The sequence below is a fragment of the Halomonas sp. MCCC 1A11062 genome (assembly GCF_021404355.1).
Classification (GTDB): domain Bacteria; phylum Pseudomonadota; class Gammaproteobacteria; order Pseudomonadales; family Halomonadaceae; genus Halomonas; species Halomonas aerodenitrificans.
In genome coordinates this window covers 172021-194611 of record NZ_JABFTW010000006.1, presented here as the reverse complement: position 1 = coordinate 194611, position 22591 = coordinate 172021, and the positions used below count along the sequence as shown (strand labels likewise).

Here is a 22591-nt window from a genome sequence, read left to right as displayed (position 1 = left end):
ACTCAGGCCAGGCCTAGAAGACCAGCGGCATGCGCGACGTCAGCGGGTCGTGATAGTGCGCCTCGCGACCGATGACTTCGTCTTGCGGCACATGCTGGACCAAGAAGGCCCGGTGGATGCCGGCACGCTGCAGCTCCAGGTAAACGTCCTCGAGAGAACGGAATACCATGGGCTTGCCACGCCGTGTCAGCATGTGGCGTACGCCCTCCACGTCCTCGAGTTCCACCTGGTAGCAGTGGCTGCCGGAATGGGTGATGACGCGCACTTCGAAATTGTCATGGCGCGCGACGAAGTGCTTCAGTTGTTCGAATTCCATGGCTCCCTCCATGTCCTGTTTCGTTCCGCTGGGTCGCTGGATAGACATCGGGCACAGCATGACTGTGCCCGATATCAATCGCATGATGCTAACGTATCGAAATTATGACAGTGAAGCCGTGGCCAGGTTCCACAGGCGCTCACCTGCGCGAGGCGGCTACTGGTACTCCGAAGGATCGATGGCCTTGGCCAGGGAGTTGCGGTCGACCCATTTGCCCGCCTTGGTCTCCTTGTAGCGAAACACCACGCGGTCACCTACCGCGACGGTGAGTTCGGCATCCTCGGTCTGGTAGCTGTAGGCCTCACCGTCGACGACCAGATGAAAGCGATAGAGATCCGGCATGCCGAGCCACTCCTTGAACGGCCCCTCGCGCTCCAGCGACTCGATGATACCGCGGGCTTCCAGCTTGGGGGGGCGCTGACGCTTGCCGCGTCGAAATCCGCCTGCCATGGGTCACTCCTCGAAAACGACTGTCGGGGGCTCGGCATTATACGGGGCCGCGCCGCTGGCTCAAGCGCTGCTGCGCTTCACTCGCCGAAAGCTTCGCCGTAGCTGTCCGGCGCCAGATCCTCGAAGCGGGTGTACCTGCCGATGAAGGCCATGTGCACCGTGCCGATGGGACCGTTACGCTGCTTGCCGATGATCAGCTCGGCCAGGCCCTGGTTGTCGGGGTTATCCGGATTGTAGACTTCGTCACGATAGACGAAGGCGATCACGTCGGCATCCTGCTCGATGGCGCCGGACTCGCGCAGGTCCGACATCACCGGACGCTTGTTGGGACGCTGCTCCAGCGAGCGGTTGAGCTGGGAGAGCGCCACCACCGGGCAGCCGAACTCCTTGGCCATGCCCTTGAGCGAGCGAGAGATCTCCGAGATCTCGCCGGTGCGGTTCTCGGAGAAGCCGGGGATCTGCATCAGCTGCAGGTAGTCGATCATGACCAGGGCCAGGTTGCCGTGCTCGCGCACCACCCGGCGGATGCGCGAGCGCATCTCGTTGGGCGACAGCGCCGCGGTATCGTCGATGAACAACTGCTTGTCCTTGAGCAGGTTGACCGCCGAGGTCAGCCGCGGCCAGTCCTCGTCCTCGAGCTGACCGGTACGCACCCGGGTCTGGTCGATGCGTCCCAGCGACGACAGCATACGCAGCATCAGCGATTCGGCGGGCATCTCCATGGAGAACACCATCACCGGGCGGTCGCTGGCGATCACGGCGTGTTCGACCAGATTCATGGCGAAGGTGGTCTTACCCATGGAGGGGCGGCCCGCGATGATCACCAGGTCGGAGGGCTGCAGGCCCGAGGTCATCTCGTCGAGATCGCGGAAACCGGTGGAGAGACCGGTCATCTCGCCCTTCATGTTGAACAGCTCGTCGATGCGATCCACCGCCTTGGCCAACAGCTCGCTCATGCCGATGGGGCCGCCCGACTTGGGGCGCTCCTCGCTGATCTGGAACACCAGCCGCTCGGCCTCGTCGAGCAGCTCGTCGGCGGGACGCCCCTGGGGGCTGAAGGCGCCGTCGGCGATCTGGCTGGCGGCACGAATCAGCTTGCGCAGCGTGGCCCGCTCGCGAACGATGTCGGCATAGGCGCGGATGTTGCTCGCCGAGGGGGTGTTGCGCGCCAGCTCGGCGAGATAGGCGAGCCCGCCCACGGTATCGAGCTGGTCGCGCCCCTCCAGCGCCTCGGAGAGCGTGACCACGTCCAACGGCTTGGATGCCTCGGCAAGCCCGGTCATGGCATTGAAGATCAGGCGGTGCTCATAGCGGTAGAAGTCGTCGGCCACCAGACGGTCGGCGACGTTGTCCCAGGCCTGGTTGTCGAGCATCAGGCCGCCCAGCACCGACTGCTCCGCTTCGAGCGAGTGCGGCGGCACCTTGAGCGCAGCGGTTTCCTGATCGAGCTCGAGCGTGTCGTTCATGGTGCGGCAACCTTGAGGGGAACGGGCCGTGCCATTCTACCCGATGCCCGTTGCCCACCCCACCTTTCGAAATGACAAAAACCGCGACCGATAACGGTCGCGGCAAGGGTTCGAAACAGCGTGCGAGCAACGGGATTGCGGGAGCCGGCCTAGAACCACACCTCGGTCTGAACGCCGAAGCTCCACTGGCCGCCGGTGAAGCCTTCGTTGCCGAAGGAGCTGGCGCCGTAGTTGTTGAGATCGCTCGACCAGTCGGTGTAGGAGGCGAAGGCGCGAATCTCCGGCCGCTGCCAGAAGCCACCCACCTGGGGCTTGAAGGTCGGCGCGATGGTGAACTTGCCGAAGTCGCCGCTCACCGCGTTGCGGCCATCGAAGCCGTTGGGGTCGAGGTCCATGTACTGGTAGCTGGCCTCGTACTGCATCTCGAAGTTCTGGGTGAGCTCGTTGACCAGGCGTGCGTTGAGAGTCAGCCACTTGTAGTCGTCGCCATCGACGTAGCGGTCCTTGCTCACCTCGCCGAGCAGCACCGGAGCCAGACGCCAATTCGGCGCTACGTAGGTGGTGCCGTAGATGCCGAGACGAGTGGCCTGGGCATCGTCGGTCAGGTTGCCGTCGCTGCCGAGCCCCTTGACCTCGGCGCCAAGGCCCTGGCCGTGCATCAACGCCACCTTGAAGTTGCCCTCGCTCAGGCCGAAGAAGCTGTCGCCGTGGTAGGCCACCATGGTGTGGAAGCCACTGTCAGCAGCAGACTGGCCCTCCCCAATGTCGCGTTCATCGTTGTCGGCCGCGGACAGTCCACTCACCATCCACTGCCAGTTACCGAAGTAGTTGTTGGCGGTGAGGATCAAGCTATCGGTACTGCCCTCGTCCCCCGGACGCTCGGGGCGCACCGGAAAATCGCTGAAGCTGCGCCCGTAGAGCGAGAAATTGGAGCGCCAGTTGTCGGCCAGCTGCACGTCGTAGATACCGGCGCCGGTACCGGCGAGGAAGATAAAATCACTGTCGAGCCAGTGAATGTCGAAATTGTCGCGATCGAAGCGCTTGCCGGCCCAGATCGAGGCGTTCTCGAAGGCACCGGTGAAGCTCGGCAGGTCGCTGAACTCGGCATAGACCTGGCGCACGTTGAGGTTGGAGTCGTCGTCCCAATCGTTGCTGGTGGTAGTACCGCTGGCCAGCATGGTGCGGTAATGCGCCTTGGCGCCGTTGTCGAACTGCATGCGGTAGTTGAGAATCGCCTCGGCGTAGGTATCCGGCTCGTTGCCCAGACGCCCCACGGCACCACCCAGCCCACCGGCCGGCGTCACGTAGGGGCCACCGTCGATGCTCTTGCGGTCTTCACCCAGCAGCAGCCCGGAGCGGGCGTAGACGTTGAACGAGAAGCCCTCTTCGCCGCTGGCCTGACGCTCGACACGGGCCAGGCGCTCTTCCACGTCAGCGGGGGCCGGGCTTCCCGCGGCCTGGGCCTCGGCGAGTTCGGCGCGCTGCTCGGCGGCGCTGGCGCGCTGTTCGGCGGCGGCGATGCGGCTCTCCAGTTCGAGCAGACGCTGCTCCAGGACGCTGGTATCGGCGGCGGCGTGCCCGATCATGCCGAAACTGGCCAGGGCCACGGCGGCAACCAGCGGAGTTCTTGGCAAGGCAGTCTTCATCGCAGTTGTTCCTTTGTGTTTATTGGATTGTTTACGCAAGGAGAACGGTGGGAAGCATGGCGCTGTATCGTTTAAGAGCGGTATCGCGGGATACTCTTGTCTCTTATGTCTCGTCCTGCTGCCCTGGCCTGAAACGCAGCGGAGCCAGGCAGAAAAAACTTAATCGTTTAAGAGTTACAATGCAAAGACAAAACGTAATATTACTACCAATGTCTAAGGCACCCACACGCCTGCCCAATACAGCACACGAAAAGGGCGCAGGATCTCTCCTGCGCCCCTTGGGGTCGTTCGAGTGCGGTAAGGCTTACTCGGCGACGACGACCACGCGAACGGTGGCATCGACTTCGGCATGCAGATGCAGGTCGATGTCGTATTCACCGGTCTGGCGGATCGGACCTTCGGGCATGCGAACTTCGCTCTTGGCGACTTCGATGCCGGCCTGACCCAGCGCCTCGGCCAGGTCACGCGGGCCGATGGAGCCGAACAGCTTGCCTTCGTCGCCAGCCTTGGCCACCAGCGACAGCTCGATCTCGGCCAGCTGAGCGGCACGGGATTCGGCAATCGCCTTGCGCTCGGCGGCCTGGGCCTCGAGCTCGGCGCGCTGCGCCTCGAAAGCTTCCACGTTGTCCTTGGTGGCCGGCACGGCGAGGCCGTAGGGCACCAGGTAGTTACGGCCGTAGCCGGGCTTCACGGTGACCTTGTCGCCCAGGCCGCCCAGCTTGCCAATGTTGTCGAGCAGAATGACTTCCATCTCGTTAACCTCTTGTCAGTCGCTGCGAGAGGCCAGACGGCCGCGAAAATCCGCGAACACATCGATGAAGGCCACCAGCAGCACTATCAGAATCATGGGCCAGGTGGTGATCAGCAGTACGTAGAAAGCGATCAGCCACAGCCCGTTCATACCTTTCAATCCGACGTAGCCGTGCACCAGAGCGATACCGGCCACCAGCAACGGCACCCACACCAGCATGGAGAGCGACGGCAATCCCAGCACCATGCCCACCACGCCGAGCACCACCAGCAGGCCGAGTTCGCGCGGCATCAGGCGCAGCGCATGGAACTCCTCGCGAAAGCCACCGGGGTTGTAGAGCCCCGCCTGCCAGGCCCGCGCCAGCGCCAGACAGCCCACCGCAGCGATCAACACCACCAGGCCGGTGATGCCACCGATCAGCAGCGTGGCCAGCTCCTCGGTGTCGAAGCCCTGGTTGGCCATCTCGGTCAGCATGCGGTCGATCTCGGCCGAGCCCTGACGCAGCTGCTCCAGCAGCGGCCCGGCACCACCCGGCGGCACGAAGACGCCGAGCTGGATCATGGCCGCCGCGGCCAGCGTGCCGACGATCAGCGCCTCGCCCCAGCGCATGCGGGAGCGCAGCACCACCGCCATCAGCGTGACCAGCAGTACGCTGGCCAGCGGCAGGGCATCGCCCTGAGCCCACCACCAGCCGGCAGGAATGGCGGCCGCTACCAGCACCGGCAGCGCCGGCGACAGACCGCGACGCAGCGTGACCAGGGCCACGATGGCGCCGCTGAGCCAGAACAGCCAGGGTATCACCGCGGCCAGCGCCGCCCCGCCTACGGCGTAGGGCGTGCCGCGCATCAACCATCGGGCGATCGGCAACATCGAACCGGCGGCTTACTGGTGGCTGTCGGTGTAGGGCAGCAGAGCTAGGTAGCGCGCGCGCTTGATGGCGGTTGCCAGCTGACGCTGATAACGGGCCTTGGTACCGGTGATGCGGCTGGGTACGATCTTGCCGGTTTCGGTAATGTAGGCCTTCAGCGTGTCCAGATCCTTGTAATCGATCTGCTTCACGCCTTCAGCGGTGAAACGGCAGAACTTACGGCGGCGGAAAAAGCGTGCCATGTAGAGACTCCTCGGTACGTGCGATCAGTGGGCTTCGGCAGTTTCTTCTTCGGCGCGCGGCTTCTCTTCGCGACGCGCACGCTTGTCGTCTGCCGGCTTCATCATCGGCGAAGCTTCGGTGATGGCTTCCTTGCAGCGCACCACCAGGCTGCGAATGATGGCGTCGTTGAAGCGGAAGATGTTCTCGATTTCCTCGAGGGTCTCGCCGCTGCACTCGACGTTCATCAGCACGTAGTGAGCCTTGTGGATCTTGTTGATCGGGTAGGCCAGGTGACGACGGCCCCAGTCCTCCAGACGGTGCACGGTGCCACCGCTCTCGGTGACGATGCTGGAGTAACGCTCGACCATGGACGGTACTTGCTCGCTCTGGTCCGGGTGGACCATGAACACGATTTCGTAATGACGCATGGGATCTCCTTTCGGGTTGGCAGCTTCCGCGTGAGACCTGCGCCATGGTGGGCCGGCTCTCAGGAGAAGCAAGGAGGTGATAGTCGAAATGACAACGCCCGCTCACGCAGGAACGGGCGCCTGTATTCTAGTGATCTGCACCGCCGGTTGCAAGCTGGCGCTGCGCTGGCGGCTCATGCACCGCAGCGCTGGCGCACCGCCTCGAATAGACAGATGCCGGTGGCTACCGAGACGTTGAGGCTGGTGACGCTGCCGGCCATGGGCAGCTTGACCAGACCATCGCAGGCCTCGCGGGTCAGCCGCCGCATGCCCTTGCCCTCGGCACCCATCACCAGCGCCGTGGGGCCGGTGAACTCGGCCTCGAAGAGCATCGCCTCGGCCTCGCCGGCGGTGCCGGTGATCCAGATGCCGAGCTCCTTGAGCCGGGCCAGCGCGCGGGCCAGATTGGTCACCTGATAGACCGGCACGCTCTCGGCGGCACCGCAGGCCACCTTGCGCACCGTGGCATTGAGCGGCGCCGACTTGTCCTTGGGCACGATCACGCCGTGCACGCCGGCAGCATCAGCGCTGCGCAGGCAGGCGCCGAAGTTGTGCACGTCGGTAACGCCGTCGAGTACCAGCAGCAGCGGCGGCGTAGCGTGGGGCCAGGCCTCCAGCTTGAACCACAGCGACGCCTCGCTCTCGAAGGCCAGCGGCGCGGCAAAGGCGACGACGCCCTGATGCGAGGCCTCCCTGGCCAGACGGTCGAGTTCGTCACGTGGATGCTGCTCGACTCGCGCGCCGCCACGGCGGGCCTGCTCGATCAGCTCGGCCAGGCGCTGCTGGGCATCGCCCTCCTGTACCCACAGCACCCTGGGCGTTTCGCCGCGCGCCAGCAGGGCACGCACCGCATGCACGCCGAATACGGCATCGAGCCCGCCCGGCGTAGCCGCAGGAGCCGATGGAGCACCCGCTCTCGATCTACGGCCGGCATCGCGCTTGGGCCCTTTTCTGCCTTGTGCCATCAGCCGCGCGACCTCGACCGGCGCGGGCCGCGGCGGCGCTTGCCGCCCTTGCCTCGCTCACCCTTGTCTTCCGCCTTACCGGCGTCCGGCTTTGGCGTGAAAGTCGCCTCTGCCTCACCGCGCCGTTTGCGCGGCTGACGTTTGGGGCGCGGCTTCTCATCCTCGAGGGCGAAGTCGATCTTGCGATCGTTCAGATCCACGCGGGCCACCTGCACGGTGACGCCATCGCCCAGGCGGTAGCTCATACCGGTACGCTCGCCCTTGAGGCGATGTTTCTCGGGCTCGTAGTGGTAGTAGTCCGAGGGCAGCGAAGTAACGTGCACCAGCCCCTCGACATAGACCTCGTCGAGGCGTACGAAGATACCGAACTGGGTCACCGAGGCGATGGTTCCTTCATACACCTCACCGAGCTTGTCCGACATGAACTCGCACTTGAGCCAATCCTCGACGTCACGAGTGGCATCGTCGGCACGGCGCTCGGTCATCGAGCAGTGCTCGCCGAGTTCGAGCATCTGCTCGAAGGTGTAGGGGCACCACTTGCTCGGCGGGTCCACCTTGGCCCCTTCGGCACGCAGCACGGTATTGGTCTGGCGCGGCCCACGCACCACCGAACGAATGGCGCGGTGCACCAGCAGGTCGGGGTAGCGACGAATCGGTGAGGTGAAGTGGGCGTAGGCCGGGTAGGCCAGGCCAAAATGCCCCTCGTTCTGAGGCGAGTAGACCGCCTGACTCATGGAGCGCAGCATCACGGTCTGGATCACGTCGGCATCGGGGCGGCCGCGAATTGCCTCGGCCAGGGCCTGGTAGTCCTGGGGCGTGGGTTCGTCGCCACCGCCTACCGAGAGTCCCAACTCGTTGAGGAACAGGCGCAGCTTGTCGAGGCGCTCCGGCGAGGGCCGCTCGTGGATGCGGTAGAGCGCCGGCAGATCGTGTTTGTCGAGGAAGCGGGCCGTGGCCACGTTGGCTGCCAGCATGCACTCTTCGATGATCTTGTGGGCATCGTTGCGGGTGCGCGGCACGATCTTCTCGATCTTGCGCTCCTCGTTGAAGAGGATCGCCGTCTCGGTGGTCTCGAAGTCGATGGCACCGCGCTCCTCGCGGGCCTGGCGCAGCACCTTGTAAAGTTCATGCAGGCATTGCAGCGGCTTGACCAGATCGCGGTACTCTTCGCGCAGGGCATCGGCCTCGGCATCGTCGCTGTCGAGAATCGCCGCCACCTTGTTGTAGGTCAATCTGGCGTGCGACTGGAATACCGCTTCGTAGAAGTGGTAGCGGCTGATGGTTCCGTTCTTGGAGATGTTCATCTCGCAAACCATGGCCAGCCGGTCGACGTGTGGATTGAGCGAGCACAGGCCGTTGGAGAGCAGCTCTGGCAGCATCGGCACTACCTGACCCGGGAAGTAGACCGAGTTGCCGCGACGGATGGCTTCCTCGTCGAGGGGCGTGCCGGGGCGCACGTAATGCGAGACATCGGCGATGGCGACGATCAGCTTCCAACTGCCGGACTTGGTCTTCCAGGCACATACCGCGTCGTCGAAATCCTTGGCGTCTTCACCGTCGATGGTCACCAGCGGCAAGTGACGCAGGTCGATACGGTGCTGCTTGTCCTGTTCGGCCACCTCGGCGGACATCTCGGCAATCTGGTCGTGCACCTCGGGGGGAAATTCAGCGGGGATCTCATAGCTGCGGATGGCAATGTCGATCTCCATGCCCGGGTCCATGCGCTCACCGAGTACCTCGACCACCTCGCCCACCGGCTGCACCCGGGTGTCGGGCTGCTGCACGATCCTGGCCGACACCACCTGACCGTCGCGGGCGCCGCCGCAGGCGCTGTGCGGGATGATCACCTCCTGAGTGATGCGCGGATTCTCGGGAATCAGCACGCCGAATTCGGAGGTGTTCTCGCGATAGACGCCGACGATGGTCTGGGTGTTGCGCGACAGCACCTCGGCAATGGTGGCTTCGTCACGGCCGCGACGGTCGCGCCCGCTGACGCGCACCAGCACGTAGTCGCCATGGAAGACCCGGCGCATCTGCCGCGGCGGCAACACCAGGTCGGGCTTCTTGCCGTCGTCGCGCAGCACGAAGCCGAAGCCGTCGCGGTGACCCAGCACCTTGCCCTTGATCAGGTCGAGCTTGTCGATCAACGCGTAGGCGCCGGCACGGTTGCGCAGCACCTGGCCGTCGCGCTCCATGGCGGCAAGCCGGCGGCGCACCGCCTCCTGCAGCTCATCGTCCTCGAGACCCAGCATGCGGCTCATGGATTCATGGGTGATCGGCTTGCCGTACTCCTCCAGGCGCGCCAGCAGGTACTCGCGGCTGGGTGCCGGCTTGTCGTACTTGTGGGCCTCACGGCTGGCATGGGGGTCGTTGCTGAGCGTCCAATGAGTCATGCGAGGGGCATCCTTGGCAACAGGAGCAGCATTCGGGGAAGAGAGTCGGCGAGTCGCCGCGTACGTGGGGTATTGCTAATAGAGTCATTTGTCATGCCCGCATTATAGCGCCGGTAGTGGCGGTTCCCAACCATGACGGCTCAACCCGACATGAATTGAGCCCCGCATTCGACTCTTTTACCGCCCCGGCTCTTGCATTGGGCCACAAATTGGGTAAGATACGCGTCGCCTGCCCAGATGGCGGAATTGGTAGACGCGCTAGCTTCAGGTGCTAGTGTCCTTACGGACGTGGAGGTTCAAGTCCTCTTCTGGGCACCATCGCTCTTTATTCAGCTCGAATCGCTCGTGTTCGCCCAGGTGGCGGAATTGGTAGACGCGCTAGCTTCAGGTGCTAGTATCCTTACGGATGTGGAGGTTCAAGTCCTCTCCTGGGCACCATCCCAGAGGCGCGAACACGACAGCGGCATAGAATAGCAGTTGCGATAAGACAGTAGCGAAAGCACGACAGGCATGATGCGCCCAGGTGGCGGAATTGGTAGACGCGCTAGCTTCAGGTGCTAGTATCCTTACGGATGTGGAGGTTCAAGTCCTCTCCTGGGCACCACTGCTCTACGAGCAGACCGCGTCATGCAGGTTGAAACATCGCCAGAGTAAATTAGAAACATCGCCAGAGCGAATAAAGAGAACCGCGACTGATCGCGGTTTTTTTGTGCCCGAATGCCTCCCTGACTCAGTATCTGGCCCACCTCAATATCTGGAGGGAAGCCGCGCCACCTCTTCGAGCGCCCACCCCGACGCCACCACCTCTCCCTCCAACACCTCGGCGACCTCCTCGGGCAGCCGCGGGAAGAAGTTGAGCCCGGTACGCGCCTCCACCTCATCGATGGTCACCAGGTAGTCGTCCAGCGGTTCGTCGCCGCGCACCTCCTGGGGCATGATGAAGGCCAGCGCCATGGGCTCCTCGGCCGGCACCACGACGATCTTGTAGAACGCCTCGGGAATCTCGACCAGCCCTACCCGGTTGGCCACGTTGTCGAGGAAGCGCTCGGGAAAGACCGGACCGGTGATCACCTGGACCACGCCGAAGCGCGGCACGAAGTGGTCGATCACCACCTCTTCCAGGCGCTGCCACAGACGGCGGTTGAGGTCGGGACGCTGGGGCGAGATATTGCTCATCAGGAACGACTGCTCCTGGGCCTGACGCCCGTGCACCACGGCAATGGCGTAGTTGGGCGCCAGGTGGCCGCGGTCGTAGCCGCTGCCGAAGTAGCTGTCGGCGGCAATCGGCCACAGGGTACGCCAGTCGCGGCGAAAATCGGGCCTGGGCGCCGCTCGGCGCTCCTCCACGTCGTGCAGCAGATAGCTCACCCATAGCGGATTGACCCGCACGTCCGACCAGCCCACCAGGAAGCCGTCGTTGCGCAGCACGCGATGCACGGTCAGCGGGGTCAGGGTGTCCCAGGTGGGCACGCCCATCCAGCTCAGCTGGTCGCGGTATTCTTGCTCCTGGGTGTACCACAGGCCGCTGCCGACCAGCACGAAAACGAGAGTGATACCGAATTGACGAACGCGGGAGCGCCAGCGCGGCAGTACGGCGCGACGCCGCCGGCCACGGGTACGTGTCAAAGCCATGAATTCATCCGCAGGGGAGCTACTGCCGGTACATCCGGTACCGGCTCGATACGGTCATGAGTGGGTGGAAGTCGCTAGCGAATTCCTACCAGCCGAGCGAGAACATGGTCTCGAGATCGTGCTTGGAGTGCACCTGCATGGCGTTCAGGGTCTCGGTATCGCGAATCCCTTCCACAGCGTTAAGGCGCTCGGTGACCAGCTCGGCCAGGCTTTCGAAGTCCCGCGTGCGGGCAATCGCCACCAGATCGTAGCGACCGCATGTGGAGTACACCTCGCTGATGCCTTCGACGTCGGCGAGCCGCTCGGCCACCGCCTTGACCTGCCCCTTCTCGGTGTTGATCAGAATCACGGCATTCTGCATCGGGCACCCTCCCCGTTGGTAAAGTCCTGCGGCCAGGCATCGCCGCGCTGGCGCGAGTATAGCAGGCCGGCCACGGCGGCTGAATCGCCGCGCTCTTCTCGCGCCGCTCGCCTACACCGAGAATGCTACCCTTACAGACAAGGCGGCAGGAACACGATGGGGTAGCCGACGAACAGGGTGCTGCCCGCGGAGAACAGGAACATCCCGGCCGAGATATAGGCGAAGTAGCACTCGCGGCGCACCTCCGCCCTGCGGCCCGCCGCAACGCTGGCCCAAGTCAGCCACAACAGCAACGCGGTAGTGATCAGGGTGGCCACGCCGACACCCAGGTTGATGCCGGTGAGCATGTCGCTCTCAGGCTCGGGGGGTGACACCGAGCAGGCCACCGAGAGCCCGGCATAGATCGCCACGAACCAGATGCCCCAGATCGTCAGGCCGCTGATCAGATGAATCGGATGGGTGAGTTTCAGCAGACGCCTCATGCACCACCTCCCAGCACGGTCGGCAGGACCCAGATAGCCACGAACAGGCTCCAGTAGACCACCAGGTGGTAGTACCACAGGCGCAGCACCACCACCGGCTCCAGCGGCGTCTCGACGCTGACGTAGCCATAGCCGACGCGCAGCCCCTGGAGGAGGCACAGTATCGCCCCCAACGCCGCCAGAATGAGCACGTAGCATAGTGCCACGAACAGCGTGGCATCATGCGCCGTCTCGGTAGGCGCCAGCCCCGCGAGCCACATCACCGCAACGATCAGCAGCGTCTGCAGGCTTCCCAGGCCGCCCGCGAGATACATCATCAGGCCGAGCCCGCCCCCCTCGCGGCGGCGCAGGCGACGCACCACCTTGGCCAGCAGCAGCGTGCCCAGGGTCAACGCCACGCCTGCCGCCACCAGCAGCAGCGGCGAAAGCGGAGAGCTCTCCGGCATCTGCCACTCAGGCGCCACCACCCACAAATAGAACCAACCGAACAACAGCGACAGATAGAGCGAGCCGTTGGCCAGGTGGGAGACCGACATGCACCAGACGCCAGGGCCATTCATGGTGTGATAGTGCAGCGGTGGATCGGTGGGCGCCATCGACGCCTCGGGCGCCTTGCCGGGATGCGCGCAGTTCTCCCACGACCAGCGCAGCAGCAGTACCACACCGACCAGCACCGCGACGGCGGCCAGCCAGTAGACTCGCACCAGCAGGCTGATGCATACCACGGCCAGCGCCAGCGAGGAGAACAGCGGCCACCAGGAGTTGCTGGGCAGATGAATGGTTTCGCGCAGCTTGCCGGTCAGCGCATCGCTGCCCCAGGTCTCACGCCGGCCATGCTCGATGGTGGCGAGACCGTGCTGCCCTTCGTAGATGGTTCGCGAGAGCTCTGGCTTCTCCCACAGCGGGTGACGCGTCTCCACCGCCGGCAGGCTGACGAAATTGTAGGCCGTGGGGGGCTTGGGCATGGCCCACTCCAGGGTATCGGCACCCCACGGATTCTGCGGTGCCTTCTTGCCGAAGCGGAAATGCAGCACGATGTCGAGAATCAGCAGCGCCACGCCGGCGGACATCATGAAGCCGCCCACCGAGGAGATCAGGTTGTAGATGTCCCAGCCCATGGCGGTATCGTAAGTGAACACCCGCCGGCGCATACCCAGCAGCCCGGTCCAGTGCATGACCAGGAAGGTGACGTTGAAGCCGAGGAAGATCAGCCAGAAGCTCCACTTGCCCAGACGCTCGGATGGCATGCGCCCCGATACCTGAGGCAACCAGTAGTAGAGCCCGGCCATCAGCGGGAACAGCATGCCCCCCACCAGCACGTAGTGCATGTGGGCGACCACGAAATGGGTGTCGTGCACCTGCCAGTTGAACGGCACCAGGGCCAGCATCACCCCGGTCAGCCCCCCGAGTACGAAAATGATCAGGAAACCGACGATCCACAGCATCGGCAGCGTCATCCTGGGCCGGCCCAGCCACAGCGTGGAGAGCCAGACGAATATCTGGATGGCGGTGGGAATCGCCACCAGCATGCTCGCCGCCGAGAAGAAGGCCAGCGCCAGCTGCGGTATGCCCAGGGTGAACATGTGGTGCACCCAGAGCCCGAAGCTGACGAAGCCCATGATGATGATCGCCGCCACCACCCAGCCGTAGCCGACGATGGGGCGCCCGGCGAAGACCGGAATCAGAGTCGAGACGATACCCGCCCCCGGCAGGAAGATGATGTAGACCTCGGGGTGACCGAACAACCAGAACAGGTGCGCCCACAGCACCGGGTCGCCGCCACCGGCCACTTCGAAGAAAGGCATTCCGGCGGCTCGCTCCAGCTCGAGCAGAATGCTGCCGAGGATCAGCGGCGGAAAGCCGACCACGATCATCAGCGCCATGGCCAGGATGTACCAGGCGAACAGCGGCATCTTGTGCAGCGCCATGCCCTGGGTACGAGTGCGCAGGATCGACACCACCAGCTCGACGCCAGCGGAGAGCGCCGATATCTCGACGAAGGTGATGCCCAGCAGCCAGAAATCGGAGCCCGGCCCGGGCGAGTACTCGCCGCTGCTGAGCGGGGTGTACATGAACCAGCCGCTGGCCGGAGCGATCTCCAGGATCATACTGGAAAACAGAATGATGCCGCCGAACAGGTAACAGAAGTAGCCAAAGGCGGTCAGCCGAGGACACACCAGGTCGCGAGCCCCGATCATCTTGGGCATCATGTAGATCGCCAACCCCTCGAGAATGGGGATGGCGAACAGGAACATCATCACCGTGCCATGCATGGTGAAGACCTGGTTGTAGATCTCGTGGGACATGAAATCGTTGTCGGGGAAGGCCAGCTGAGTGCGGATCAGCATCGCCAGCAGGCCACCGATCAGAAAGAAGATCGCCCCGGTGACCATGAAGCGCAGACCGACGGTGGTATGGTTCACCACGGTCAAGGCCCGCCAGCCGGTGGGATTGCCCCACACCTCGTCCAATCCCTTGTGCAGTCGCCGAACCTCGGGCGTCAGCGTCGCGTCCTTGATCTCGCTCATGGTTCCATCGTCTCCAGCCAGGCTCCGATATCCTGCAGCGTCTCGGTGTCGATATGGTTATGCGGCGGCATCCTGTTGCCGGGCTTGAGCAACTGGTGGTGCTCGAGCCAGTAGGCGATGGCGCCCTCTTCCATGGGCAGCACTCCGGCCCCGAGAGTGGGGCGGGAGCCGATGTCGGTCAGGTTGGGGCCGACCATGTCGTAAGTGACATCGTCGGCGATGAGCTCCTGCGGAAAGCCGTCGACGGTGTGGCAGGCCGCGCAGTGCTCGCCGAAGGCCTGCCGCGCCTCGTCGAAGCCTGCGCGCGGCTCGGGAGGAGCACGGCGCTCGGCCAGCCAGGCATCGTACTCCGCCCGCGGCATCGCCTCGACGTGCAGCAGCATGTTGGTGTGCTGGGCACCGCAGTACTCGGCGCACTGGGCACCGAAGACGCCGGGCACGTCGGCTTCGAGACGAATGATCGAATGCCGTCCCGGCACCATGTCGCGCTTGCCACCGAGACGCGGGATCCAGAAGGCGTGGATCACGTCCGCACTGACCAGGCGGAAGTCGACCGGCTCCCCGGCCGGCATCACCAGCCGGTTGGCGGTGATCACGTCGGGTTCGCCGTTCTCGCCGGGATAGCGGATCTCCCACCACCACTGGTGCCCCACCACTTCGATGAGCTCGGCCTCACCCTCCGGCAATGGCAGGGGAAGCATGCTGCGACCGGTCGGGGCGGCGAAGACCAGCAGCGCAATGATGCTGACAAGCGGCAACGCGATCCCGCCGCCAAGCACCCAGCGCAGCATGATGCGCTGCTCCTCCCGCGGCGTTCGCTGGGGCCGCTCGCCGCGGCGAAAGGTATACAGCCAGAGCGTGAAGAGAACCAGCGCCACGACCGCACTGAAACCAAGCATGGCCCACCACACCCAGAACTGATGGCGAGCAGCGGGACCGGACGGATCGAGGATCGACATTTCCCCGGCGCAGCCGGCCAGCAGTGCCGTCAGCGGTAGCGCTGCCCATGCCACCAAGCGCCTCCTGCGGTTGACCCATTGCTGGACAGGGCGTTGAATGCCAGAGAGACCTCTGAACCGATCGCAAAGGACGCGAACATGGCTGAACAACCGAGACGCTCGATCAAAAGCCGTGCTGCCATTGGCGGGCACCCCCTTCACCCCACCATGGTGCACTTTCCCATTGCCTGCCTGATGCTGGTGGTGGGCAGCGACGCCCTCTTCCTGTTCATCGGCGACCCGTTCTGGGCACGCACCAGCCTGTGGCTGGCCGGCATCGGCGCTCTGGGCGGCTGGGTCGCCAGCATCGCCGGCCTCACCGATCTGATCACGGTCAAGCGAATCCGCGACATGATCCTGGGCTGGTGTCACGCCATCCTGGCGGTGATGATGTTGTCGCTGGCATCCCTCAACTGGCTGTGGCGTTACCTCTACCCCACCGACCTGCTGCCTTGGGCCGTTGGCCTGACGCTGATGACGGCAGGGTTGATCGTGCTGGCCGGTATCCTCGGTGGCATGCTCGTCTACGACGAGGCGGTCGGCGTCGAGATCGACGACAAGTAACGTTGACCGAGCATGGCGGGTCGAGTGGCGCATGTAACTCTCCTTGTCATGCCTCAATCGAATGGCTTACTGAGTACCAGCACGAGAACGGCAAGCATGAGCGTGGCGGCGATGGCGGCCACCAGCGCGCTTGCCGGCACCAGGAAGCGGCGTCGGTCACGCTCCAGGCTCACGATCAGCGCGCCGCACAACACATGGCATAGCACCATGCCGCTCACGGCCGCCAGCTTCAGCACCAGCCAGCCGCCGACGAGCTGCGCCACGACGAACAGCAGGGTGCCGCTCATGATCGCCAGCAGGGCGAAGGGAGTGGCGATGTGAGTGAAAACGAAACGCAACAGTGCCGGGGCGGACACCTCGAAAGAGCTGCCCGTCCGGGCCCGGGCACTGACCATCAGCATGGCCGGCAGATACAGCAGCGAAGCACACCAGCACAACAGCGTGGCGATGTGCAGAACCTTTAACCACGGCATAACAGCATCCTTGCAGCAGCAGTGTTCACACACCCTATCGAATCTACCTTAGCGGTGCCAGCGCCATCGGCTCCGTTGGCCGGCGCTTCACGCCTCATTCATTCGCATTCCCTTACGTCGCCTCGCCCGCCGAAACCGCATGACACCGAACTGAAACGCAAGGCAAAATTCAGCAATTGCGCCTCGGCTCGAAAGAGTGTTTCCTCCGCTTAACACTCGAGAACTTCACACCCCCTTGCCGAGTCTGATAATCGAGCCGGTACGTCGCCTGTGCTCTCGGCAGCTGCCCGGCGCAATGGGGTTCGTTCCATAACGACTTGACCGTGTCGAAGCAGGAGATATCTCAATGGCCAAGAAGCATCCCATGGCCAAGAAGCATCGCTCCCCGGCCCATCAGAGCCGACGTGACTTCTTACGCAACAGCCTGCTGGGCATCGCCGCTCTACCCCTGGGAGCCGGCATTGTCTCGCGCCATGCATTCGCCCAGACCCTGCCAAGGCTCAACCCCAACGACGAGCAGGCCCAGGCACTGAACTACGTGGAAGTGGCCGAGCGAGCCAGCGATCACCCCGCGTACGAGCGAGGCGAAACCTGCAGCAACTGCATGTTCTTCGAACGTCGCAGCGAAGGCTGCCAGCTCTTTCCACAGAATAGCGTCGAACCAGGCGGCTGGTGCCAGTCCTGGGTCACCGCCGACTGAGCCAACCATGGGCCAAACCAGCGAAGCGCGCGGCTGCCGGCCCGGCCCATGCTACCTGACGGCGCGTCGGACGCTACTCCTTGCCTTCTTCGTCCGGCAGCGGCCATTGATAGCGCCTGCCGACGCTGCCATCCGCCGCAATCGACTCCAGCCGCACCGGAAAACCCCACAGCTGGTGCAGATGACGAATCACCGGGTAGACGCTACGGCCCAGCGGTCGCCGGCTATCCTGCACGTGATGCAGGGTCAATGAGCGGTTGCCGCGGATATCGGCTTCGTACACCTGTATATTGGGCTCCCGCAGCGACAGGGCGTACTGCGCGGCCAGCGCCTCCCGGATACGACGATAGCCACGCTCGTCGTGAATGGCCGCCACCTCCAGCATCTCCTCCTGATCGTCGTCGACGATGCTGAACAGCTTGAGGTCGCGCATGACCTTGGGCGAGAGGAACTGCTGGATGAAGGATTCATCCTTGAAGTTGCGCATGGCGAAATGCACCGCCTCCAGCCAGTCGCCACCCGCCGTGTCGGGGAACCACTCACGGTCCTCGGCGGTGGGGTTTTCGCACATGCGCTTGATGTCGCTGAACATGGCGAACCCCAGCGCGTAGGGATTGATGCCACTGTAGTATGGGCTGTCGAAACCGGGCTGACTGACCACGGCGGTATGCGACTGCAGGAACTCCAGCATCAGCCCCTCGTCCACCAGCCCCTCGTCATAGAGTCGATTCATCAGGGTATAGTGCCAGAACGACGCCCAGCCTTCGTTCATCACCTGAGTCTGGCGCTGGGGGTAGAAGTACTGCGCCAGCTTGCGCACGATGCGCACGATCTCGCGCTGCCACGGCGCCAACAGCGGCGCGTTCTTTTCGATGAAATAGAGCAGGTTCTCCTGGGGCTCGGGTGGATAGCGTCCACCCCCGTGCAGGCCCAGCGGATCCTCGTCGCTGGCCAGGCTGCCGGGTAGCGCATCCGCCGCCTGACGCCCCGGAATGGTGCGCCACAGGGTGTTGACCTGGGTCTGCAGGTAGGCCTCGCGCTCTGCTTGGCGGCGGACCTCCTCCTCGGCGGAGATGGGTGACGGCCGCTTGTAGCGATCGACACCGTAGTTCTGCAGCGCGTGGCAGGCATCGAGGAGCTGCTCTACGGCCGTCACCCCGTGGCGCTGCTCGCATTCCGCCACGTACTTGCGCGCGAATACCAGGTAGTCGACGATCGAACTGGCATCCGTCCAGGTACGAAACAGGTAATTGCCCTTGAAGAAGGAGTTGTGGCCATAGCAGGCGTGGGCCATGACCAGCACCTGCATCATCAGGGTGTTCTCCTCCATCAGGTAGGCGATGCAGGGGTCGGAGTTGATCACCAGCTCGTAGGCCAGTCCCATCTGGCCACGCCGGTAGGCCTGCTCCACGGCCAGGAACTGCTTGCCGAACGACCAGTGATGGTAGCCCACCGGCATCCCCACGCTGGCATAGGCGTCCATCATCTGCTCGGTGGTGATGATCTCGATCTGGTTGGGGTAAGTGTCCAGCCGATACTCATCGGCCAGCCTGGCCAACTCCTGCTCATACTCCTTGAGGGTCTCGAAGTTCCAGTCGGAACCGGTGGCGATCGGCTTGCGTCGGGTCATGAGACCTCCTCATCCACGTCAATGGGCGGCGCGGCGCTTGAACAGCTCACGGAACACCGGGTAGATATCGCCCGCCTCGACGATCTGGCGCATGGCGAAACGGTCGGGATGCCCGGCGGCCACCGTTTCGTACTCCTCCCACAGCGCCTGGTGGGCATGGGGAGTGATCTCCACGTAGGTGTAGTACTGCAGACGCGGCATCAGCTTCTTCATCAACAGCTCACGGCAGTTCACCGAGTCGTCGTCCCAGTTGTCACCGTCCGAGGCCTGGGCCACGTAGAGATTCCACTGCGCTGGCGAGTAGCGCCGGGTGATGATCTCGTCGACCAGGGTCAGGGCGCTGGAGACGATGGTGCCGCCGGTCTCCCGCGAGTAGAAGAACTCCTCCTCATCGACCTCCTTGGCCGCGGTGTGGTGACGCACGAAGACCAGTTCGACTTTCTCGTAGTTGCGCTCGAGAAACAGATAGAGCAGCAGGAAGAAGCGCTTGGCGATGTCCTTGTGGGCCTGGGTCATGGAGCCGGACACGTCCATCACGCAGAACATCACCGCCTTGCTCGACGGTTGGGGCTGATTGACCAGATTGTTATAGCGCAGGTCGTAGGTGTCGATGTAGGGCACCGCCTCGAGGCGCTTCTCGAGACGCTCGATCTCCGCCTTGAGTTCGGCGATCCGCGACGGGTTGCGCAGCACCGGGTCCTTGCCCTCCTCCTCCTCCAGGGCCTCCTGCGCCTCGCGCAGGGCACGCCGGATCGGCGCCCGCATGGCGATGCGCCGGGCATACGCCTCGCGCATGGAGCGCACGATATTGATCCGCGCCGGCACCCCGTCGCGGGTGACCCCGGCGCGCACCGGCTTCACCTCATCGAGATCCTTGAGCGCCTTGCGCTCCAGATGCGGCAGTTCCAGACCGTCGAAGACGAAGTCGAGAAACTCCTCGCGGGTCAGGCTGAAGGCGAACTCGTCCATGCCCTCGCCCTGGTTGGAGGCGTTGCCCTCGCCGGCGCCACCCCCACCACCGCCCCCACCGGGACGGCGCAGCTTGTCACCTTCGACGAACTCCTTGTTGCCGGGGCTGACGATGGTGCGCTTGCCTCCCGGCCCGTGCTGGAACACCGGTTCCGAGATATCGCGGGTGGGAATCGAGACCTTCTCGCCCCGCTCCATGTCGGTGATGGAGCGTCGGTTGACGGCCTCCTCCACCGAACGCTTGATATGCGTCCGGTAGCGGTCGAGAAAGCGCTGACGGTTTACGGCGCTCTTGTTCTTGGCGTTGGCGCGTCGGTCGATGAAATAGGTCATGCTGACCTCCTGGCTCGCGCCGCTTATTGCGATTTACGCACCCGCAGGTACCACTCCGAGAGCAGCCGTACCTGCTTCTCGGTATAGCCACGCTCCTTCATGCGCGCCACGAAGTCTTCGTGTTTCTTCTGATCCGCGGTGGATGCCTTGGCGTTGAAGGAGATCACCGGCAGCAGCTCCTCGGTGTTGGCGAACATCTTGTGCTCGATCACGCCGCGCAGCTTCTCGTAGGACTGCCAACTGGGGTTCATGCCGTTGTTCTGCGCACGCGCCCGCAGCACGAAGTTGACCACCTCGTGACGGAAGTCCTTGGGATTGGAGATGCCGGCCGGCTTCTCGATCTTCTCCAGCTCCTCGTTGAGCGACTGACGGTTGAACAGCTCGCCGGTCTCGGGGTCGCGGTACTCCTGGTCCTGAATCCAGAAGTCGGCGTAGGTGACGTAGCGGTCGAAGATGTTCTGGCCGTACTCGGAGTAGGACTCGAGATAGGCGGTCTGGATCTCCTTGCCGATGAAGTCGACATAGCGCGGTGCCAGGAACTCCTTGATGTAGCGCAGGTAGCGCTCGAAGGTCTCCTTGGGCAGATGCTCCTGTTCGAGGCGCTGCTCTAGTACGTAGAGCAGGTGCACCGGGTTGGCGGCGATCTCGTGGTTGTCGAAGTTGAACACCTTCGACAGGATCTTGAAGGCGAAGCGGGTGGAGAGCCCATCCATACCCTCGTCGACCCCTGCGGCGTCGCGATACTCCTGGATCGACTTGGCCTTGGGATCGGTGTCCTTGAGGTTCTCGCCGTCGTAGACCCGCATCTTGGAGTAGATACTGGAGTTCTCCGGCTCCTTGAGCCGCGAGAGCACCGAGAACTGCGCCAGCATGCGCAGGGTATCGGGGGCGCAGGGGGCCTGATCGAGCGAGGAGTGCTCGAGCAGCTTCTTGTAGATGTTGATCTCTTCGGTCACCCGCAGGCAGTACGGCACCTTGACGATGTAGACACGGTCGAGGAAGGCCTCGTTGTTGCGGTTGTTGCGAAACGCCTGCCACTCGCTCTCGTTGGAGTGAGCCAGAACGATGCCTTCGAAGGGGATGGCCCCCATGCCCTCGGTGGGGTTGTAGTTGCCCTCCTGAGTCGCCGTCAGCAGCGGATGCAGCACCTTGATCGGCGCCTTGAACATCTCGATGAACTCCATCAGGCCCTGGTTGGCCTTGCACAGGCCACCGGAGAAACTGTAAGCGTCCGGGTCGTCCTGGGAGTAGAGTTCGAGCTGGCGGATGTCGACCTTACCCACCAGCGAGGAGATGTCCTGGTTGTTCTCGTCGCCCGGCTCGGTCTTGGAGATGGCGATCTGATTGAGCCGCGAGGGGTACAGACGCACCACCTTGAATTGGGAAATATCGCCGCCGTACTCCTTGAGGCGCTTGGCCGCCCAGGGCGACATCACACTCTTCACGTAGCGCCGCGGGATGCCGTACTCCTTCTCCAGCAGTTCGCCGTCCTCCTCGGGCGAGAACAGCCCTAGCGGCGATTCGTAGACCGGCGAGCCCTTGATGGCATAGAACGGAATATGCTCCATCAGCAGCTTGAGCCGCTCCGCCAGCGACGACTTGCCGCCACCCACCGGACCGAGCAGATAGAGGATCTGCTTGCGCTCCTCGAGCCCCTGGGCGGCATGGCGGAAGTAAGCCACGATCTGCTCGATCGCCTCTTCCATGCCGTAGAACTCGGAAAAGGCCGGGTAGCGGCGGATCACCTTGTTGGAAAAGATTCGGGAGAGCCGCGCATCCTTGGCGGTGTCGATCACCTCGGGTTCGCCAATGGCCTTCAGCATCCGCTCGGCGGCGCTGGCGTAGGCCATGGGGTCCTCACGACACAGCTCCAAATATTCCTGCAGGGTCATTTCCTCCTGCTGGACACGAGAGAAGCGGTTCTGCACATGGTCGAAGATGCTCATCGAAGCCTCCTGTTTGCCTTACCCCCCCTGGCCATCGAACCGGATGGCCGCCGCGGGTTACTCATCAGCCTAGTCACTTCGGGGCGCAGTGGGCGGCAAATAATCAACGCAAGGGTAGGATAACCATGAGAACGCAGGGCATGCCAAGGGTTCGATGATGGATCGAAAGATGCGTAAACGCTATTAGGACGCAGCTGACGATTGCCCGTAGCGTCACCCATCCACGCATGGAAAAGGTCATGCCGGCCGATGGGCAAAGAGGCGCCAGGCGCGGGCCGCCCATGGTACAGGGGCACCACGAGCAGGCCGCAGGAAGAAGGTTGAAGCACGAAGACAGGCGATACTGGCAAAGCAGGCTGCCAGTCGGTGCAACAGGGAGCACGACTGGCAGCTAATGGAGATGTGGGTCTATTAGTGTAGACGTATAGACT

Annotated in this window: 21 protein-coding genes and 3 tRNA genes; 5 read left to right on the top strand and 19 right to left on the bottom strand. The window is 63.7% G+C overall.

Annotated elements, in window-relative coordinates:
- Positions 1–13 precede the first annotated feature (13 nt).
- From HOP58_RS08925 to rnr, 10 genes are all read right to left on the bottom strand, one after another.
- A complete protein-coding gene (locus tag HOP58_RS08925; protein WP_234260129.1) occupies positions 14–316 on the bottom strand; it encodes a DUF6482 family protein in 303 nt (100 codons plus the stop codon).
- Between the two features lie 156 nt (positions 317–472).
- On the bottom strand, positions 473–766 hold the full coding sequence (locus HOP58_RS08920; protein ID WP_010629653.1) for a hypothetical protein: 294 nt from the start codon (positions 764–766) through the stop codon (positions 473–475).
- A gap of 77 nt (positions 767–843) precedes the next feature.
- A complete protein-coding gene (gene dnaB, locus HOP58_RS08915; protein ID WP_234260128.1) occupies positions 844–2232 on the bottom strand; it encodes a replicative DNA helicase in 1389 nt (462 codons plus the stop codon).
- 149 nt (positions 2233–2381) lie between these two features.
- Positions 2382–3878, bottom strand: a complete 1497-nt coding sequence (locus tag HOP58_RS08910) for a carbohydrate porin (RefSeq protein ID WP_234260127.1) — start codon at positions 3876–3878, stop codon at positions 2382–2384.
- A gap of 304 nt (positions 3879–4182) precedes the next feature.
- Positions 4183–4629 carry a 50S ribosomal protein L9 gene (gene rplI, locus HOP58_RS08905; RefSeq protein WP_010629656.1) on the bottom strand — a complete coding sequence of 149 codons (447 nt, stop codon included), beginning with the start codon at positions 4627–4629 and terminating at the stop codon, positions 4183–4185.
- Positions 4630–4644: 15 nt separating this feature from the next.
- On the bottom strand, positions 4645–5499 hold the full coding sequence (locus HOP58_RS08900; protein WP_234260126.1) for a hypothetical protein: 855 nt from the start codon (positions 5497–5499) through the stop codon (positions 4645–4647).
- Between the two features lie 12 nt (positions 5500–5511).
- A complete protein-coding gene (gene rpsR / locus HOP58_RS08895) occupies positions 5512–5739 on the bottom strand; it encodes a 30S ribosomal protein S18 (protein ID WP_010629658.1) in 228 nt (75 codons plus the stop codon).
- A 24-nt stretch (positions 5740–5763) separates the two neighbouring features.
- Positions 5764–6147, bottom strand: coding sequence for a 30S ribosomal protein S6 (gene rpsF, locus HOP58_RS08890; RefSeq protein WP_010629659.1), 384 nt, complete (start codon positions 6145–6147; stop codon positions 5764–5766).
- A 173-nt stretch (positions 6148–6320) separates the two neighbouring features.
- Positions 6321–7151 (bottom strand): 23S rRNA (guanosine(2251)-2'-O)-methyltransferase RlmB, encoded by an 831-nt coding sequence (gene rlmB, locus HOP58_RS08885; RefSeq protein WP_234260125.1) that lies wholly within the window; start codon positions 7149–7151, stop codon positions 6321–6323.
- On the bottom strand, positions 7151–9544 hold the full coding sequence (gene rnr / locus HOP58_RS08880) for a ribonuclease R (RefSeq protein ID WP_234260124.1): 2394 nt from the start codon (positions 9542–9544) through the stop codon (positions 7151–7153). The genes rlmB and rnr overlap by 1 nt, the downstream gene beginning before the upstream one ends.
- Before the next feature lie 231 nt (positions 9545–9775).
- Here rnr and HOP58_RS08875 point away from each other — a divergent pair.
- From HOP58_RS08875 to HOP58_RS08865, 3 genes are all read left to right on the top strand, one after another.
- A tRNA-Leu gene (locus HOP58_RS08875) sits at positions 9776–9862 on the top strand.
- A 33-nt stretch (positions 9863–9895) separates the two neighbouring features.
- A tRNA-Leu gene (locus HOP58_RS08870) sits at positions 9896–9982 on the top strand.
- Between the two features lie 79 nt (positions 9983–10061).
- A tRNA-Leu gene (locus HOP58_RS08865) sits at positions 10062–10148 on the top strand.
- 143 nt (positions 10149–10291) lie between these two features.
- On the opposite strand, the gene HOP58_RS08860 is transcribed toward HOP58_RS08865, so the two are convergent.
- The 5 genes from HOP58_RS08860 to coxB all read right to left on the bottom strand — a co-directional run bounded on the left by HOP58_RS08860 (position 10292) and on the right by coxB (position 15560).
- On the bottom strand, positions 10292–11176 hold the full coding sequence (locus HOP58_RS08860; RefSeq protein ID WP_010629662.1) for a DNA/RNA non-specific endonuclease: 885 nt from the start codon (positions 11174–11176) through the stop codon (positions 10292–10294).
- Positions 11177–11261: 85 nt separating this feature from the next.
- Positions 11262–11537, bottom strand: coding sequence for an Lrp/AsnC ligand binding domain-containing protein (locus HOP58_RS08855; protein WP_010629663.1), 276 nt, complete (start codon positions 11535–11537; stop codon positions 11262–11264).
- A 131-nt stretch (positions 11538–11668) separates the two neighbouring features.
- The gene (locus HOP58_RS08850) at positions 11669–12019 is read right to left on the bottom strand and encodes a hypothetical protein (protein WP_234260123.1); all 351 of its coding nucleotides are present in this window, start codon (positions 12017–12019) and stop codon (positions 11669–11671) included.
- Positions 12016–14547, bottom strand: coding sequence for a cytochrome c oxidase subunit I (gene ctaD, locus HOP58_RS08845; protein WP_234260122.1), 2532 nt, complete (start codon positions 14545–14547; stop codon positions 12016–12018). Before ctaD ends, HOP58_RS08850 begins: the two co-directional genes overlap by 4 nt.
- Positions 14544–15560, bottom strand: coding sequence for a cytochrome c oxidase subunit II (gene coxB, locus HOP58_RS08840; RefSeq protein WP_010629666.1), 1017 nt, complete (start codon positions 15558–15560; stop codon positions 14544–14546). The genes ctaD and coxB overlap by 4 nt, the downstream gene beginning before the upstream one ends.
- Positions 15561–15644: 84 nt before the next feature.
- On the opposite strand from coxB, the gene HOP58_RS08835 reads away from it, so the two are divergent.
- A complete protein-coding gene (locus HOP58_RS08835) occupies positions 15645–16109 on the top strand; it encodes a DUF2231 domain-containing protein (RefSeq protein WP_010629667.1) in 465 nt (154 codons plus the stop codon).
- Positions 16110–16162: 53 nt separating this feature from the next.
- On the opposite strand, the gene HOP58_RS08830 is transcribed toward HOP58_RS08835, so the two are convergent.
- Entirely contained in the window at positions 16163–16582 is a 420-nt protein-coding gene (locus tag HOP58_RS08830) for a CopD family protein (protein ID WP_010629668.1), read from the bottom strand.
- Between the two features lie 346 nt (positions 16583–16928).
- On the opposite strand from HOP58_RS08830, the gene HOP58_RS08825 reads away from it, so the two are divergent.
- The gene (locus HOP58_RS08825; RefSeq protein WP_234252731.1) at positions 16929–17282 is read left to right on the top strand and encodes a high-potential iron-sulfur protein; all 354 of its coding nucleotides are present in this window, start codon (positions 16929–16931) and stop codon (positions 17280–17282) included.
- A 73-nt stretch (positions 17283–17355) separates the two neighbouring features.
- Here the strand turns inward: HOP58_RS08825 and HOP58_RS08820 are convergent, their stop codons facing one another.
- From HOP58_RS08820 to HOP58_RS08810, 3 genes are read right to left on the bottom strand one after another with little or no spacing between them, the layout of a single operon-like run.
- Entirely contained in the window at positions 17356–18912 is a 1557-nt protein-coding gene (locus tag HOP58_RS08820) for a SpoVR family protein (protein WP_010629670.1), read from the bottom strand.
- Positions 18913–18930: 18 nt separating this feature from the next.
- Positions 18931–20214 carry a YeaH/YhbH family protein gene (locus HOP58_RS08815; RefSeq protein ID WP_010629671.1) on the bottom strand — a complete coding sequence of 428 codons (1284 nt, stop codon included), beginning with the start codon at positions 20212–20214 and terminating at the stop codon, positions 18931–18933.
- A 23-nt stretch (positions 20215–20237) separates the two neighbouring features.
- Entirely contained in the window at positions 20238–22160 is a 1923-nt protein-coding gene (locus HOP58_RS08810) for a PrkA family serine protein kinase (RefSeq protein WP_010629672.1), read from the bottom strand.
- Positions 22161–22591 lie beyond the last annotated feature (431 nt).

Excerpts from the sequence above, each read along its gene's own strand:
- HOP58_RS08835 (WP_010629667.1), top strand. The coding sequence starts at position 15,645 with ATGGCTGAACAACCGAGACGCTCGATCAAAAGCCGTGCTGCCATTGGC.
- rnr (WP_234260124.1), bottom strand. The coding sequence starts at position 9,544 with ATGACTCATTGGACGCTCAGCAACGACCCCCATGCCAGCCGTGAGGCC.
- HOP58_RS08850 (WP_234260123.1), bottom strand. The coding sequence starts at position 12,019 with ATGAGGCGTCTGCTGAAACTCACCCATCCGATTCATCTGATCAGCGGC.
- HOP58_RS08910 (WP_234260127.1), bottom strand. The coding sequence starts at position 3,878 with ATGAAGACTGCCTTGCCAAGAACTCCGCTGGTTGCCGCCGTGGCCCTG.
- HOP58_RS08860 (WP_010629662.1), bottom strand. The coding sequence starts at position 11,176 with ATGGCTTTGACACGTACCCGTGGCCGGCGGCGTCGCGCCGTACTGCCG.
- HOP58_RS08925 (WP_234260129.1), bottom strand. The coding sequence starts at position 316 with ATGGAATTCGAACAACTGAAGCACTTCGTCGCGCGCCATGACAATTTC.
- HOP58_RS08810 (WP_010629672.1), bottom strand. The coding sequence starts at position 22,160 with ATGAGCATCTTCGACCATGTGCAGAACCGCTTCTCTCGTGTCCAGCAG.
- HOP58_RS08855 (WP_010629663.1), bottom strand. The coding sequence starts at position 11,537 with ATGCAGAATGCCGTGATTCTGATCAACACCGAGAAGGGGCAGGTCAAG.
- HOP58_RS08815 (WP_010629671.1), bottom strand. The coding sequence starts at position 20,214 with ATGACCTATTTCATCGACCGACGCGCCAACGCCAAGAACAAGAGCGCC.
- rlmB (WP_234260125.1), bottom strand. The coding sequence starts at position 7,151 with ATGGCACAAGGCAGAAAAGGGCCCAAGCGCGATGCCGGCCGTAGATCG.
- dnaB (WP_234260128.1), bottom strand. The coding sequence starts at position 2,232 with ATGAACGACACGCTCGAGCTCGATCAGGAAACCGCTGCGCTCAAGGTG.
- HOP58_RS08820 (WP_010629670.1), bottom strand. The coding sequence starts at position 18,912 with ATGACCCGACGCAAGCCGATCGCCACCGGTTCCGACTGGAACTTCGAG.
- HOP58_RS08920 (WP_010629653.1), bottom strand. The coding sequence starts at position 766 with ATGGCAGGCGGATTTCGACGCGGCAAGCGTCAGCGCCCCCCCAAGCTG.
- rplI (WP_010629656.1), bottom strand. The coding sequence starts at position 4,629 with ATGGAAGTCATTCTGCTCGACAACATTGGCAAGCTGGGCGGCCTGGGC.
- rpsF (WP_010629659.1), bottom strand. The coding sequence starts at position 6,147 with ATGCGTCATTACGAAATCGTGTTCATGGTCCACCCGGACCAGAGCGAG.
- HOP58_RS08900 (WP_234260126.1), bottom strand. The coding sequence starts at position 5,499 with ATGTTGCCGATCGCCCGATGGTTGATGCGCGGCACGCCCTACGCCGTA.
- rpsR (WP_010629658.1), bottom strand. The coding sequence starts at position 5,739 with ATGGCACGCTTTTTCCGCCGCCGTAAGTTCTGCCGTTTCACCGCTGAA.
- ctaD (WP_234260122.1), bottom strand. The coding sequence starts at position 14,547 with ATGAGCGAGATCAAGGACGCGACGCTGACGCCCGAGGTTCGGCGACTG.
- HOP58_RS08830 (WP_010629668.1), bottom strand. The coding sequence starts at position 16,582 with ATGCCGTGGTTAAAGGTTCTGCACATCGCCACGCTGTTGTGCTGGTGT.
- HOP58_RS08825 (WP_234252731.1), top strand. The coding sequence starts at position 16,929 with ATGGCCAAGAAGCATCCCATGGCCAAGAAGCATCGCTCCCCGGCCCAT.